The sequence below is a fragment of the Mesorhizobium sp. B2-3-11 genome, from assembly GCF_006442215.1.
Lineage (GTDB): Bacteria > Pseudomonadota > Alphaproteobacteria > Rhizobiales > Rhizobiaceae > Mesorhizobium > Mesorhizobium salmacidum.
On record NZ_VFVS01000003.1, the window covers coordinates 215,237 to 229,308 of the forward strand.

The 14,072-nt window shown below is 63.1% G+C and carries 14 protein-coding genes; 13 read left to right on the plus strand and 1 reads right to left on the minus strand.

Features of this window, described 5'->3' with window-relative positions:
* Positions 1-2 precede the first annotated feature (2 nt).
* The 5 genes from FJ960_RS06465 (at position 3) to FJ960_RS06485 (ending at position 4,675) form a co-directional block, all read left to right on the plus strand.
* Positions 3-1,133 (plus strand): glycosyltransferase, encoded by a 1,131-nt coding sequence (locus FJ960_RS06465; RefSeq protein ID WP_140712610.1) that lies wholly within the window; start codon positions 3-5, stop codon positions 1,131-1,133.
* The gene (locus FJ960_RS06470; RefSeq protein WP_140712612.1) at positions 1,130-2,224 is read left to right on the plus strand and encodes a glycosyltransferase; all 1,095 of its coding nucleotides are present in this window, start codon (positions 1,130-1,132) and stop codon (positions 2,222-2,224) included. Before FJ960_RS06465 ends, FJ960_RS06470 begins: the two co-directional genes overlap by 4 nt.
* Positions 2,221-3,324 carry a glycosyltransferase gene (locus FJ960_RS06475; RefSeq protein WP_140504025.1) on the plus strand — a complete coding sequence of 368 codons (1,104 nt, stop codon included), beginning with the start codon at positions 2,221-2,223 and terminating at the stop codon, positions 3,322-3,324. Before FJ960_RS06470 ends, FJ960_RS06475 begins: the two co-directional genes overlap by 4 nt.
* 23 nt (positions 3,325-3,347) lie before the next feature.
* Positions 3,348-4,394 carry a UDP-glucuronic acid decarboxylase family protein gene (locus FJ960_RS06480; protein ID WP_140712614.1) on the plus strand — a complete coding sequence of 349 codons (1,047 nt, stop codon included), beginning with the start codon at positions 3,348-3,350 and terminating at the stop codon, positions 4,392-4,394.
* A gap of 95 nt (positions 4,395-4,489) precedes the next feature.
* Positions 4,490-4,675: a hypothetical protein gene (locus FJ960_RS06485; RefSeq protein ID WP_084636728.1), complete on the plus strand. Its 186-nt coding sequence runs from the start codon at positions 4,490-4,492 to the stop codon at positions 4,673-4,675.
* A 9-nt stretch (positions 4,676-4,684) separates the two neighbouring features.
* On the opposite strand, the gene FJ960_RS06490 is transcribed toward FJ960_RS06485, so the two are convergent.
* Positions 4,685-6,427 carry a hypothetical protein gene (locus FJ960_RS06490; RefSeq protein ID WP_140712616.1) on the minus strand — a complete coding sequence of 581 codons (1,743 nt, stop codon included), beginning with the start codon at positions 6,425-6,427 and terminating at the stop codon, positions 4,685-4,687.
* Between the two features lie 156 nt (positions 6,428-6,583).
* On the opposite strand from FJ960_RS06490, the gene FJ960_RS06495 reads away from it, so the two are divergent.
* The 8 genes from FJ960_RS06495 (at position 6,584) to FJ960_RS06530 (ending at position 14,043) form a co-directional block, all read left to right on the plus strand.
* Positions 6,584-7,687 (plus strand): inositol-3-phosphate synthase, encoded by a 1,104-nt coding sequence (locus tag FJ960_RS06495; protein WP_140504030.1) that lies wholly within the window; start codon positions 6,584-6,586, stop codon positions 7,685-7,687.
* Positions 7,684-8,280 carry a histidine phosphatase family protein gene (locus FJ960_RS06500; RefSeq protein WP_027144333.1) on the plus strand — a complete coding sequence of 199 codons (597 nt, stop codon included), beginning with the start codon at positions 7,684-7,686 and terminating at the stop codon, positions 8,278-8,280. The genes FJ960_RS06495 and FJ960_RS06500 overlap by 4 nt, the downstream gene beginning before the upstream one ends.
* 14 nt (positions 8,281-8,294) lie before the next feature.
* Positions 8,295-9,395, plus strand: a complete 1,101-nt coding sequence (locus FJ960_RS06505) for a glycosyltransferase (protein ID WP_140504031.1) — start codon at positions 8,295-8,297, stop codon at positions 9,393-9,395.
* Positions 9,395-10,198, plus strand: coding sequence for a sugar phosphate nucleotidyltransferase (locus tag FJ960_RS06510; protein WP_140504033.1), 804 nt, complete (start codon positions 9,395-9,397; stop codon positions 10,196-10,198). Before FJ960_RS06505 ends, FJ960_RS06510 begins: the two co-directional genes overlap by 1 nt.
* 2 nt (positions 10,199-10,200) lie before the next feature.
* On the plus strand, positions 10,201-10,962 hold the full coding sequence (locus FJ960_RS06515; RefSeq protein WP_027144330.1) for a TIGR04290 family methyltransferase: 762 nt from the start codon (positions 10,201-10,203) through the stop codon (positions 10,960-10,962).
* Entirely contained in the window at positions 10,955-11,887 is a 933-nt protein-coding gene (locus tag FJ960_RS06520; protein ID WP_140504035.1) for a beta-xylosidase, read from the plus strand. Before FJ960_RS06515 ends, FJ960_RS06520 begins: the two co-directional genes overlap by 8 nt.
* Before the next feature lie 102 nt (positions 11,888-11,989).
* Positions 11,990-13,054, plus strand: a complete 1,065-nt coding sequence (locus tag FJ960_RS06525) for a glycosyltransferase family 4 protein (RefSeq protein WP_140712618.1) — start codon at positions 11,990-11,992, stop codon at positions 13,052-13,054.
* The gene (locus tag FJ960_RS06530) at positions 13,051-14,043 is read left to right on the plus strand and encodes a GNAT family N-acetyltransferase (RefSeq protein WP_140712620.1); all 993 of its coding nucleotides are present in this window, start codon (positions 13,051-13,053) and stop codon (positions 14,041-14,043) included. The genes FJ960_RS06525 and FJ960_RS06530 overlap by 4 nt, the downstream gene beginning before the upstream one ends.
* Positions 14,044-14,072: the final 29 nt, after the last annotated feature.

A 14,072-nucleotide genomic window follows, 5' to 3' on the forward strand; every position in this document is an offset into this window, starting at 1 on the left:
TCATGCGCTTCTTGTTCTACACCCACTCGCTCGTCTCCGACTGGAACCACGGCAATGCCCATTTCCTTCGCGGCGTCATGCGCGAACTGGTGGCGCGCCGGCATCAGGCCATCGCTCTGGAGCCCGCGGACGGCTGGAGCCGGTCAAACCTGCTGGCCGAGAAGGGATCCTTCGCGATCGAACGCTTCCGCAAGGATTTCCCCGAATTGATGCCCGTGACCTATGATGCCGAGTTCGACCACGAAGCCTGGATCGCCGAGGCCGACGTGGTGATCGTCCACGAATGGACCGACCCGGAGCTTGTCGCTCGAATCGGCCGTGCCCGGGCCGATGGCGGCAACTTCATCCTTCTGTTTCACGATACCCATCACCGGGCCGTGTCGGCCACCGAGGCTATCTCGGCGCTCCATCTGGAGTATTATGATGGCGTTCTCGCCTTTGGCGAAGCGTTGCGCGAGAGCTATCTGCGCGCCGGCTGGGGCAAGCGTGTCTTCACCTGGCATGAAGCGGCGGACGATCGCCTGTTCAAGCCGCACCCGGAAATCCACGCTACGTCCAATCTGGTCTGGATCGGAAACTGGGGCGACGACGAGCGGACCGCCGAACTCAGGGAGTTCCTGATCGAACCGGTGCGCGATCTCGGCCTTCGGGCCACTGTTCACGGTGTCCGCTATCCCAAGCCGGCACTTGCCGATCTGGCCGTCGCCGGTCTGCGCTACGAGGGGTGGATCGCCAATGCCGACGTGCCGAAGGCCTTTGCCACGCATCGTGTCACGGTGCACATCCCGCGGCGCCCCTATCGTGAAAGATTGCCTGGAATTCCGACGATCCGCATGTTCGAGGCACTCGCCTGCGGCATCCCGCTGATTTCAGCACCATGGTCGGATGTCGAGCGGCTTTTCAGGCCCGGCGTCGACTTCCTGTTTGCCGAGAATGGCTCGCAAATGCGGCAACACCTAAAGGCGGTGCTGGCCGATGCCGATTTCGCGGCCTCCCTGGTGGCCTCGGGTCTTGAGACCATCCTCTCGCGACACACCTGTCGTCACCGCGTCGACGAGTTGTTCGACGTGCTCTGGCAATGCACCAACCTGCACACCGTCGACCCGACCGCAGCAAAGGAAGCCGCCGAATGAAGATCGCATTCTATGGATCGAGCCTTTTGTCGTCCTACTGGAACGGTGCCGCGACCTATTACCGTGGATTGCTGAAGGCGCTTTCGCAACTGGGCTATGAAATCACCTTCTATGAGCCTGACGTCTATGACCGGCAGAAAAACCGCGACATCGAGGCGCCGGACTGGTGCTCCGTCGTCGTCTATGAGGCGACCCGGCATGCGCTGATGCAGGCGGCGGCGCGGGCCGCCGAGGCCGATATCGTCGTCAAGGCGAGTGGCGTCGGCTTCGAGGATGAGGCGCTGCTGCGCGCCGTGCTCGACCACGCCCGCGGCGACGCGCTCACCGTATTCTGGGACGTCGACGCGCCGGCCACGCTCGCCCGGTTGCGCGACGAGCCGGACCACCCGCTCCATCGTGCGCTGCAAGAAATAGACCTTGTGTTGACCTATGGCGGCGGCGACCCCGTCGTCTGGGCCTATCGTGCCATGGGCGCGAACGAGTGCGTGCCCATCTACAATGCGCTTGATCCCGAAACGCACCACCCGGTCGCCGGCAATGCGCGGTTTGCCTGCGATCTGGCGTTCCTCGGAAACAGGCTGCCGGATCGTGAAGCCCGTGTCGGATCGTTCTTCCTCGATCCTGCGAGCCAACTGCCGGAACAACGTTTTCTGCTTGGCGGATCGGGCTGGGGCGACAAGCCGCTCCCCGCCAATGTCGGCTGGCTCGGCCATGTCGGCACCCGCGATCACAACGCCTTCAATGTCACGCCAAAGGCCGTCTTGAACATCAGCCGCGACAGCATGGCCGCGAACGGTTTTTCACCGGCCACGCGTGTCTTCGAGGCGGCCGGCGCCGGCGCCTGCCTGATCACCGATGCCTGGTTGGGCGTCGAGCTGTTCCTGAAACCCGGCGAGGAGATCCTTGTGGCGCGCGACGGCGACGATGTCGCCGAAATCATGCAGGCGCTTACCCCCCGTCGGGCAAAGGCAATCGGCCAAGCCGCGCTTCGCCGTGTTCTCGCCGACCATACCTACGCACTGCGCGCGGCCGTGACCGATGCAGTCTTCAAACGCCATTTGACGCAGGGGACCGTGGAGGCGGCCGAATGACCAAGCAGTTGAACATCGTCTTTCTCGGCCTGTCGCTATCCTCGTCCTGGGGAAACGGCCACGCCACCACTTTTCGAGGTCTGCTGAAAGGTCTTCACGAACTCGGCCATCGCGTGACTTTCCTGGAGCGCGATGTGCCGTGGTACGCCAATCACCGCGATTTGCGCGATCCGGACTTCTGCGCCTTGCGCTACTACGAAACCGTACCGGAACTTCAGCGCGACCATGCACGGTGCCTGGAACAGGCCGATATCGTGGTCATCGGCTCCTTCGTGCCGGAAGGGCGGGCGGTTATCGACATCGTCGCTTCACTTTGCAAAGGACAACTCTGCTTTTACGACATCGACACGCCGGTGACCCTGGCAAAGCTGTCGGCGGACGATTGCGACTATCTGAGCTGGCGCCAGATCCCCTACTTCGACATCTATTTCTCTTTCGCCGGCGGCCCGGTGCTTAACGATCTGGCGCAGACCTTCGGCGCACGCCGCGCCGAGCCGCTCTACTGTTCGGTCGATCCGGAACGGCATCACCGCACCGCCGACCCGGTCCGCTGGGATCTCGGCTATCTCGGCACCTATAGCGGGGACCGGCAAGCCACGCTCAACGCGCTCCTGCTCGAACCTGCACGGCGCATGCCGGACCGCCGTTTCGTCGTCGCCGGCTCGCAATATCCCTCCGACATCGATTGGCCCGACAATGTCGAGCGCATCGAACATCTGCCGCCGGCCGGGCACGCCGCGTTCTACAGCCGCCAACGCTACACGCTGAACGTCACCCGCCGTTCAATGATTGCAGCGGGATGGTCGCCCAGCGTGCGCCTTTTCGAAGCAGCCGCTTGCGGCACGCCGATCATCAGCGACCGCTGGCCAGGCCTCGACAGTTTCTTTCCCGCATCGACGATCCACACGGCCAAGAAGCCGGACGATGTCGTCGTCATTCTTTCCCGGGAATCGGCTCGTACACGTCTCGCCATGGCCGACCGGGCACGCGAACTCGTCCTTGCGTCCCACACCGGTGTGGCCAGGGCTCGCGAATTCATCACGGCGCTTACGCAAAAGGAGGCGGAGGTCCTCGACCTTGACATCGGCAGTGCAGCATGACTGGCAGACAGGAGAAAATCGCGATGCGACGAACAAAAAAGGCGCAAAGGGCAAAGACGGTGCTTGTCGCCGGTGGCGCGGGCTTCCTCGGTTCGCATCTTTCCGAAGCATTGTTACGCGATGGCTGGCGCGTGATCTGCGCCGATAACTTTCTCACCGGTCGCATGGAGAACATCAACGCGATCATGGACAAGCCGGGGTTCCGGTTGATCGAGCAGGATATCTGCCGTCCATTGGAGCTTGGTGAGCCGGTGGATCGCATCTTCAACCTGGCATGCGCCGCCTCGCCGCCGCGTTACCAGGCCGATCCGATCCACACCACGCGAACCTGTGTCATCGGAACGTTGAATCTGCTCGAACTCGCCGCCCGCAACGATGCCCGATTGCTGCAGGCCTCCACGAGTGAAGTGTATGGCGATCCGGAGCAACATCCGCAGAGGGAAGATTACGTCGGCCATGTGAACTGCATCGGCCCACGCGCCTGCTACGACGAGGGCAAGCGCACCGCCGAAACACTTTGCTTCGACTATCTGAGAGCCGCCAAGGCCGACGTTCGTGTCGCACGTATCTTCAACACCTACGGGCCGAGAATGGATCCGGCGGACGGCCGCATCGTCTCGAACCTGATCATGCAGGCGCTCGAGAAGCGGCCGCTGACGATCTTCGGCGACGGCTTGCAGACACGATCTTTCTGCTACGTCTCCGATCTGATCGACGGGTTGATGCGTCTGATGGACTTCGATCCCAATCCGGGCAAGCCGATCAATCTGGGCAATCCCGGAGAGTTCACCATCATGCGGCTGGCCGCATTGGTGAAGGCGATGACCGGCACCAAGTCGGAGATGACGTTTCTGCCGCTGCCGCAGGACGATCCTCGACGCAGGCAGCCCGACATCTCGCGCGCGAAAGCGCTGCTCGGCTGGATGCCAAGAGTGCCTCTCAATGAGGGGCTCGCCCGGACTATCGGCTATTTCGCGAGCCTCGAAGGCGTTCCGATCGGCAACCAAATAGCAGGTCGCACCACGAGGGCGAGGTCCACATCAGGTGGGCTGCAGAACCTCCCTGTCTGATGCCGGACCGCAGCCACCCCTTCGCGGTCGATTCCGGCGGAACATCCGCTCAAGCTTGTGGTTTGGCGAGAGGACCAGGTATGGAGGACATCCTCATGCGACCCAAGCGATCCGCACCGGATATCGACAAGATGGCGGAACAGGAGACGGCCGCCTATTTGCGGCGAGCCTCGATCACCTATCTGGAGTGCTGCGTCAGCCTGATGATGACCCACCTGCAGCGGGAAGAAGTGGCCAGTATTCTCGAGCAGGAAGCCGACATGCTGCGAAGCCTGGATTGAGGGGAACTGTCACGCCCTGGCCTTGTCCAGGAACCGTGTCAGTCCTGCCTCATATCGGTTGGCTGTCCCTGCCAGCCTTGCTCGTTCCCGTCCGTCCTCGGATTGAGCGGCCATGCTCCACAGCCCCAGCTGAAACGCCAGGTAGCAAGGTTGGAAATACTCGACGAGCCCGACATCAATGCGGTCACCCATGCCGCCGATCAGCGACGCCGCCTCGTCTTCGGACAAACCATGTTCGACGCAAGCGCCGGCAATGTCCCATTCTATCGGCTGGCAGCCGATCAGATCGTGTCCCCGGCAATGGTCGACGGCATCCGTCTTGACCAGCGTGCCGTCTGCACCGATCAGAAACTCCCAGGGGTGAAGCCTGCCGTCGATTTCGACGCGTTCCAGTACCTGCGGGAGAGTCTGTTTCGAGAACCAGTTCCATAGTTTCGCCGCCTGGTTTTTGCCCGAAGCCTCGGAAGCGTTGTGAACGGCCATCTCCGCGAGGGCGGGCAATGAAGCACCCGGTTCGCGGGCTCGCAGATTGATCGCTCGCCAGGCCAGATAGCGCGTGAACTCCGCGACAAGTCTTTGTCTGGGCAGCGGCAGCTGATCCATCGTGGTGCCGTCGGCCCACCGTTCAACCAGGAAGCCGTGGCAGAGTCCGACGACTTGCGATCCGAATCCGGCCTGATGCAACATCGTCGCGGCCCGCATCTTGCGCTGCCCGGTTTCGCCGAGGCCAACAAACTTGACGAGCCAGCAATCTGGACCCGCGGACGCCAGGAACTTTCGCCGTTCGGTGCCGCGAGTGCTCGGTGGCCAGCGCTTTTCGTCGGCATAGTGAAGGGTTCGCCACGCGCCGCCGGATATTTCGGTCAAACGCAATTCCGGACTGCCGACCGCCTCGGCTACCCAATCGCGCAGCGTTGGAATCTGCGAGCTTTCGGGAAAGGTGCGTTCAAACGTCATCGCCACATGTTTGCGGCAGCGCATCCATGTCTCCCGGACGTCCTGCGACGCTTCTGCGCCCGGATCGCCCGAATGGCTGGGGAACAGGTGAATGCGGCTCCTATCGATACCCAGGTCCCGCAGCCACGTGACGACGGCGTGGATAGAACTTCCCGACAGGCCGGGACCTTCGTCGACGACAGCGAACCGAGCCGACGGCTCGTTCCTCCAGGCAGCGACCAACCGCGGATCGGCATTGACCCGCCGATCGAAAGGATGGCCGATCGGACGCAGACTGATCGGCGGCGGCGCACCGATGGCGGCGGCCACCATGGCCGCAAGCCCCAAGCCGATACTGCGGATGCCGATCACACATGTGTTCGCGTCAAGACCTGATTCCTGCGCCGCGCCCAGATAGCTCTCGGGATAAAGCGCATAATGCGCGTAACCCTCGGCCGAACCGGTCAAAACCTCTGCCTTGCAATCGAGCGCCGCCAGCAATTGGAGAAGTCGCGGATCGATGCCACCGCCTAAGGCGAAACCGCTTCGCCACGACTTCGCCACCTCTGCCGCAAGCCCGACCAGCAACTCGGCGCCTTGCCGTTGCAAAGGCGAATTGGTGTCGACGCCCAGGACCTTGAAGTCGACATCGGCGAGCCCCTGAACCAGCTGTGACGCGCTGATGAATAGCCCGACCAATGCAGCATGGCGCCGGATGCCGCGAGACATCCGATCGAGGCTTTGGGCCAGTTCGATCGCTGCCTCCTGAAGTTGTCGTGCGTTCTCGGTCCGCTTGTGGTCGCCGTAGACGATCATCGATCGATTTCCAATGCTTGCCATGCGGGCAACGCGGCGGGTGCAGCTTCGATCCATGCCGTCTCGCGCAATTTTTCGAGCGACCAAGGAACATTCCGGCACGGTGGTGGTTCGGCGCAAGGAACTTACCTTTGAACAGCATAGGGCGGCAGTTTCGTGGGATCGAAAAAGGTTCGTGTTGGCATCGTTGGAGTCGGCAATTGCGCATCCTCCCTGGTGCAGGGCCTCTCCTATTATCGTCATGCAAAAAGCAACGAACCGATCCCGGGGCTGATGCATGCCGATCTCGGTGGCTATCATGTCGACGACATCGAAATTGTCTGCGCATTCGATGTCGCCAAAAGCAAGGTTGGCCGCGATGTCGCGGATGCGATCTACGCTGCCCCGAACAACACGTTCCGCTTTGCCGACGCGCCGGCGACCGGTGTTCGCGTCGAGCGCGGACCGACGCTCGACGGCATCGGCAAATATCTGCGCGACGAGATCGAAGAGGCGCCCGAACCGGTTGCCAATGTCAGCGATATCCTGCGCGACAGCGGAGCCGACGTGCTGGTCTCCTACTTGCCGGTGGGTTCGGAAGAGGCGACACGCTTCTATGCTGAATGCGCGCTCGAGGCCGGCTGCGCCTTCGTCAATTGCATCCCGGTTTTCATCGCGTCGCGTCCGGAATGGCGCCGGCGCTTCGAGCAACGCGGGCTGCCGCTGGTCGGCGACGACATCAAGAGCCAGGTCGGCGCGACCATCGTGCACCGGCTGCTGGCCAACCTCTTTCGCGAGCGCGGCGTGCGCATAGATCGCACCTATCAGCTGAATTTCGGCGGCAACACCGATTTTCTCAACATGCTGGAACGTGAGCGGCTGGAATCGAAGAAGATCTCCAAGACACAATCGGTGACCAGCCAGCTTGATGTTCCCCTGGAGCCGGGCAACATCCATGTCGGACCGAGCGACCATGTGCCTTGGCTCACCGACCGCAAATGGGCCTACATTCGTGTCGAAGGCACCACTTTCGGCGGCGTGCCGCTGAATGCCGAGCTCAAGCTGGAGGTGTGGGATTCGCCCAATTCAGCCGGCGTGGTGATCGATGCGGTGCGCTGCGCCAAGCTGGCGCTCGACCGCGGCATCGCCGGGGCGCTGACGGGTCCTTGCAGCTATTTCATGAAGTCGCCTCCCGAACAGTTCACCGACGCCGAAGCCCGGCAGCGCACGCTCGCTTTCATCGCCGGCAAGGATGAGCCTTTGCTGGATGCCGCGGAATGACCACCACGTTCTTCCTGATCCGCCATGCGGCGCACGACAATGTCGGCTCCTATCTTGCCGGGCGCATGGCCGGCGTTTGCCTCGGCGAGGCCGGCAAGGCTCAGGCCGAGCAGCTTGGCCGCCGCATGGCCCAAGAGACGATTGCAGCCATCCTGTGCAGCCCGCGCGAGCGCACGCAGGAGACGGCGCTGCCAATCGCTTTCGCTTGCGGCGTCGGCGAAATCGCGATCTGCGCCGAACTCGACGAGATCGACTTCGGCGACTGGTCGGGAAAGACTTTCGACGAATTGAACGGCGATGCCGGTTGGCGCGCCTGGAACGACCAGCGCCAGGAGGCCAGGACCCCGAGCGGCGAGACCATGCTGGATGTCCAGCAGCGCATGGTCTCGCTGATGAACGGCGTCCGCGAATTGCATCAGAACCAGTGCGTCGCCCTGGTCAGCCACGCCGACGTGATCAAGGCCGCCGTCTGCAATGTGCTTGGCTTGCCGGTCGGCGACTGCTTCCGCTTCGACATCGATCCCGCCTCGATCACGACCATCGTGTCGGGCGACTGGGGCTCCAAGCTCCTGCGAATGAATGAAGCGGCCTGACGAGGAAATTCCGGATGCGGATGGTCATTTTCGGTCTCACCGTCACGTCTTCATGGGGAAACGGCCACGCCACGCTGTGGCGCGGGCTGATCCGCGCTCTCGCCCGGTTGGGCTGGTCCATCACCTTTTTCGAACGCGACACTCCCTATTATGCCGGGGCCCGCGATCTGGATCAGCTCGACGGCGGCAACGTCGTCATCTATCCGGACTGGGAGGACATCCGCCGCGTTGCGGAGCGGGCGATGAAGCAAGCGGATGTCGTTGTCGTCACCTCCTACTGCCCCGACGCCGTTGAGGCTTCGCGCCTGGCCCAGCAGGCAAGTCGCGGGCTGCGTGTCTTCTACGATCTCGATACTCCGGTCACGCTTGCCCGCGTCGAGCACGGTGAGCGTCCGCCCTATTTCGGACCAGAGGGCCTTGCCGATTACCACCTCGTCCTGAGCTACACCGGCGGCTCGGCGCTCGAGGCGCTCAAGACGGTTCTGGGTGCGCGCCAGGTGATGCCGCTCTACGGGCATGTCGATCCGGACCGGCATCGGCCGGCCGAGAAGCGGGCCGAATTCGCCGGCGATCTGTCCTATCTCGGGACCTACGCGGCAGATCGCCAGGCCGGCGTCGAAGAGCTGCTGGTCCGCCCGGCCATGCGCCTGCCCGATCAGCGCTTCATCATTGGCGGCGCACAGTATCCGCAGGAATTCCCGTGGAGCGACAACATCTTCTTCGTCAGGCATCTGCCGCCCGCCGACCATCCGGCGTTCTTCTCATCGTCGCGGCTGACGCTGAACGTCACCCGGGAAGCCATGGCACAAAAGGGCTGGTGCCCGTCGGGACGGCTCTTCGAAGCGGCCGCGTGTGGGGCTGCCATCATCACCGACGCATGGCCAGGCCTCGCGGACTTCTTCGAACCCGGCCGCGAAGTCCTGTTGGCGCATGACACGGATGACGTGGTCGCCGCGCTGCAATTGCCGGAGCACCAACTCGATGGCATCCGAAGGCGTGCCCGCGAGCGGGTCCTGAGCGAGCACACGTCTGCCAAGCGTGCGGCGGAACTGGATAGAATGCTGGCCGACACCTTGCAAAATCCGGTCGGCGAACCGATCGAGGAAGCAGTCTGATGTTGGGCATTGTGCCCGCTGCCGGACGCGGCAGCCGCATTCAACCGCTCGGTTTCTCGAAGGAGCTGCTGCCGGTTGGCAGCCGGATCGACGGCCAGACCGAACGTCCCTGCGCCGTAAGCGAGTATCTGGTGCGGCGCATGGTCCAGGCCGGCGTGGACAAGATCTGCTTCATCATCGGATCGGGCAAATCCGACATTCTCGAATACTACGCAGCCGGCTACGGCGACGCGGCGGCGCTCTTTGTGGTGCAGCCCAACCCTATCGGTCTCTGCGATGCGATTTTCCGGGCAGCGCCCCTCGTGGCGCCCGACGAGGTCGTCCTGGTCGGCCTTCCAGATACGATCTGGTTTCCCGAGGACGGATTCTGTCATTTGCCCGACGATCAGCTTTCATTTCTGCTCTTCCCCGTTGACAGCCCGGAATTCTTCGATGCCGTCTGTACCGGAGACGACGAGCGCGTGATCGAAATCCAGGTCAAGCGACAGGATGCCTCCACGAACTGGGTTTGGGGCGCGTTCAAGATGCCCGGCCAGATCCTGCATCGGCTTGCGGCACTCTGGCGCGAGCGGGATGGTCGTGACGAATATATCGGTACATTGATCAACGCCTACCTTGCGGCCGGGGGTGTAGCCTACGGGATCAAAGCCGGCTCCGCTTATGTCGATGTCGGCACTTTCAACGGCTATCGCACAGCCCTGCGGTTGCTTGAAAACGGCGTCCCATCAGCTCATCAACAGTCCGCAACGATCATGCCCGGCACGCATTCGCATGTACCCGTCGTTCCGGGCGAAGGAGCCTGAACATGTTGCATTCCCATGCCGAAATCCGCCGGCGCATCGACGCGCTCGGCCCGTGGTTCCACAACATGGAACTGGCCGGCGTCGAAACCGCGCCCGACCACTTTCTCGGCAATTACCCACTGATCAAATGGCGCAAATTCGCCGACGCCATACCCGCCGATCTGGCTGGCAAGACCGTGCTGGATATTGGCTGCAACGCCGGCTTCTACTCGATCGAGATGAAACGGCGAGGCGCCGCCCATGTCCTCGGCATCGATTTCGACGAGGCCTATCTGGCGCAGGCCCGCTTTGCCGCCGAGATCGCGGACTGCGAGATCGAATTCCAGAAACTGTCGGTCTACGACGTCGGTGCCCTGCGCGAGACATTCGACGTCGTGCTATTCATGGGAGTGCTTTACCATCTGCGCCACCCCTTGCTCGCCCTCGACCTGATCCGTGAGCACGTCGCCGGCGATCTGATGATCTTCCAGTCGATGCAACGAGGCAGTAAGGAGCTGCCCGAGCTGGAAGAGAACTATCATTTCTGGACGCATGATTTGTTCGACCGGCCGGAATTTCCCAAGCTGCATTTCATCGAACACCGTTATGCCGACGATCCGACCAACTGGTGGATACCGAACCGGGCCTGCACCGAAGCGATGCTGCGCAGCGCCGGTTTCGAGATCGTTCTACATCCCGAGCAGGAGGTCTATTTCTGCCGCGCGGCTGGCGCGCCGGCCGGCGGCGGCGCGATTTACCCGTCGAAAGGAAAGCTCCATGATTGAAGCCGCGATGATCTGGAACGAGCCCAATAACAAATCGCATTGGGACCCAGAGCTCGACCCCGATTGGAGCCGCTTTGCCAGGATGGCGGTCCTGTCGGCGGACGCGATCGCGTCCGAGAACCCGGCTCTGACAAAAGTGCTTGGCGGCATCTCGCCGATAGACCCCGGCTTCATCACGCGCATGAAGGAATACGGCGTGCTGGACCATGTCGATGCCGTCGCGGTACACGGCTTTCCTCTCGACTGGAACCTGTGGCAAATCCAGGAATGGCCGCAGAAGATCGGCGAGATCGCGACCGTCACCGATCTTCCCATCTGGGTCAGCGAGGTCGGCGTATCGACCTTCGGGGCCGAGGAAATACAGGTTTGGGGACTGAAGCGCACCGCCGAATTGCTGCTCGGCAACGCACCGCGCATCCAGTGGTACAGCCTCTACGACCTTCCGCGTGAATGGGAAGCAACGACGCGGCACCGCGAAGCGGAGGGATCCTCCTACTATCGTCATTTCCACATGGGGCTGCTGCGCCAGGACGGCACGCCGAAGCCGGCGCTGGAGGAATTCCTGCGCTACACACCCGCAATGGGGCTGGTGCAGTGGTTTCATTTCGAGGACCCGCGACTTCACGACGCCGTCGCCTGGATGAAGCGGCTCGGCGTCACCAACATGCGCACGGGGCTTTCCTGGGCCGACAGCTTCAGGCCGAATGCGTTGGACTGGTTCGATCGACAGATGGAGGCACTTGCCGATTTCGACGTCACGGTCACCTTCTGCTTCACGCCTGAACATCGTGGAATGATGCCTCACCACACCAGCCCTCCATTGGTGCCCGAGGAATTCGCCGAGTTCTGTGCAACGATGGTCCGCCGCTACGCGCCCGTCATGACATCCGCCTCGCGCCCGACGCAGCGGGCCTCGGCTGCGTGAGGCTCTCATGCGACCCGGTCCGCGATCATTGGATACATTGACCGAAGTGGAAGCTCACGGGTCCACCAATTCAATGCCTCTGGCACCGTGGCTCGGCCGGCCATGACGCTCACCGTCCTCAATGTCGCCTATCCCCTTGCGCCTGTCGGACCTGATGCGGTCGGGGGTGCCGAGCAGGTCCTGTCGATGCTCGATCGGGCACTGGTGCGCACGGGTCACCGGTCGATCGTCGTCGGCTGCCGGGGCTCCAGCGCGAGCGGCACGCTTGTGGAGACACCGGCGGAAAGTGGCGTGCTCGACGAGGCGGCCAAGAGCCGCGCGCAGCAGGCTCATCGCACCGCGATCGCCGCTGCCCGCGCCAGTTGGCCGATCGATGTGGTTCATCTGCATGGCATCGATTTCGATGCCTATCTGCCAGACGATGGCCCGACCTTGGTGACGCTTCACCTGCCGCTGGACTGGTATCCGGCCGAGGCACTGCGCCCGACGCGCGACGATCTGTGGCTTCATGCGGTCTCGGCCGCCCAGCAGAAAACCGCGCCATCAGGCGCCAGACTGGCGGCGCCGATTCCGAACGGCGTCGACATAGAGGCGCTCAGCCTGCCGCAAGCGAAGCGCGAGTTCGCATTGGTTCTCAGCCGGATCTGCCCGGAAAAGGGCATCCACCTGGCGTTGGACGCAGCCAAGCAAGCAGGTGTGCCGCTGGTTGTCGGCGGCAAGGTCTATCCCTATGAAACGCACGCGCGCTACTTTCGCGACGAGGTCCAACCTCGCCTCGATGGCCGCCGCCGCTTCCTTGGTCCGCTCGGTTTCACCGCCAAGCGGCGCTTTCTCAACGCAGCGCGCTGTCTGGTCATTCCGAGCCTTGCCGCCGAGACCAGCTCACTTGTCGCCATGGAGGCGCTGGCCTGCGGCACACCGGTTGTCGCCTTTCCGAATGGTGCGCTTCCCGATGTCGTCGAGCACGGCAGGACAGGCTTTCTCGTCAATACGATCGACGAGATGGCGCAAGCCATCGTTGCGGCGTCCAGCCTGGACGCCGAGACATGCCGGGCCGAGGCGCGGCGGCGGTTTTCGCTGGAACGAATGATCTCGTCTTACATGGACGCCTATCAAGCGCTGGCACGACTCGGCACCAATGCCGGGCGCCTCGCCGCCACATCGTGAGCAAGCCTGTGTTGCGCAGCGAGATCATCGATGATCCGGCGCGATTCGATACCCTTGCGCCGCATTGGTGGAGATTGTGGGAGCAGAGTTCCTCGGCGACGCCGTTTCAATCTCCCGCCTGGCTGGTGCCATGGTGGCGCACATTCGCGCCCGGCGACCTGGCGACGGTCGCGGTCTGGCGCGGAGGCGATCTGATTGGGCTGGCGCCGCTCTATCTCGAGCACGGAACCGCTGGGTCGAAACTTCTTCCGGTCGGCATCTCGCTCAGCGACTATCTGGACATCCTGTGTGTCCCCGGCACCGAGGCTCAGGTCGTCGCGATCATTGCCGAAAAGATCCTCTCGGTCGGCTGGTCGCAATGGATTCTGTCGGATTTGCCGGAAGGCGGTGCCGGTCTTGCGGTTACACACCCCGATCTGAAGGCGGGGCGGCCAGCCGCACATGGCGCTTGCCCCGTGCTCGCCATCGCCGGCGACGAAACCCTTGCGGGCTGCGTGCCCTCCCGACGCAGGCGGCAGTTGCGACGGGCGCGCCAGGCGGCGTCCAGACGCGGCCGGACCGCGTTGTCGTCGGCACGAGGCGATGCCCAAAGTTTCCTCGACCAGTTGATCCGCCTGCACCACGCGCGCTGGGCCGGACACGGAGGTGGCGTGTTGGCCGATGTCGCCGTGGAGCAATTCCACAGGCGCGCAGTACCCTTGCTCGACGCTCGCGGCCTGGTCCGATGCTGGCTGTTGGCAATCGATGGCAAGACCGTCGGCGCCTATTACGGCTTCCACCATCGCGGTCGCGCCTATGCCTATCTCGGCGGCTTCGACCCTGCCTATGCCGAGGAGAGTCCAGGTGCGATCCTGATCGGCCACGCGATCGCGGAGTCGATCCGCGAGGGTGCCCGCGAGTTCGATTTCCTGCGTGGTCAGGAGGCCTACAAATACGGCTGGGGCGCCATCGACAGGTGGACGATGCGCAGGATCTGGACGCGGAGCTGATAGCATGAGTGCAGCCGGGTCAAAATCCG

What these genes read in the sequence shown, in the direction of transcription:
- FJ960_RS06465 (WP_140712610.1), top strand. Translation starts at nt 3, where the DNA reads ATGCGCTTCTTGTTCTACACCCACTCGCTCGTCTCCGACTGGAACCAC.
- FJ960_RS06470 (WP_140712612.1), top strand. Translation starts at nt 1,130, where the DNA reads ATGAAGATCGCATTCTATGGATCGAGCCTTTTGTCGTCCTACTGGAAC.
- FJ960_RS06475 (WP_140504025.1), top strand. Translation starts at nt 2,221, where the DNA reads ATGACCAAGCAGTTGAACATCGTCTTTCTCGGCCTGTCGCTATCCTCG.
- FJ960_RS06480 (WP_140712614.1), top strand. Translation starts at nt 3,348, where the DNA reads ATGCGACGAACAAAAAAGGCGCAAAGGGCAAAGACGGTGCTTGTCGCC.
- FJ960_RS06485 (WP_084636728.1), top strand. Translation starts at nt 4,490, where the DNA reads ATGCGACCCAAGCGATCCGCACCGGATATCGACAAGATGGCGGAACAG.
- FJ960_RS06490 (WP_140712616.1), bottom strand. Translation starts at nt 6,427, where the DNA reads ATGATCGTCTACGGCGACCACAAGCGGACCGAGAACGCACGACAACTT.
- FJ960_RS06500 (WP_027144333.1), top strand. Translation starts at nt 7,684, where the DNA reads ATGACCACCACGTTCTTCCTGATCCGCCATGCGGCGCACGACAATGTC.
- FJ960_RS06505 (WP_140504031.1), top strand. Translation starts at nt 8,295, where the DNA reads ATGCGGATGGTCATTTTCGGTCTCACCGTCACGTCTTCATGGGGAAAC.
- FJ960_RS06510 (WP_140504033.1), top strand. Translation starts at nt 9,395, where the DNA reads ATGTTGGGCATTGTGCCCGCTGCCGGACGCGGCAGCCGCATTCAACCG.
- FJ960_RS06515 (WP_027144330.1), top strand. Translation starts at nt 10,201, where the DNA reads ATGTTGCATTCCCATGCCGAAATCCGCCGGCGCATCGACGCGCTCGGC.
- FJ960_RS06520 (WP_140504035.1), top strand. Translation starts at nt 10,955, where the DNA reads ATGATTGAAGCCGCGATGATCTGGAACGAGCCCAATAACAAATCGCAT.
- FJ960_RS06525 (WP_140712618.1), top strand. Translation starts at nt 11,990, where the DNA reads ATGACGCTCACCGTCCTCAATGTCGCCTATCCCCTTGCGCCTGTCGGA.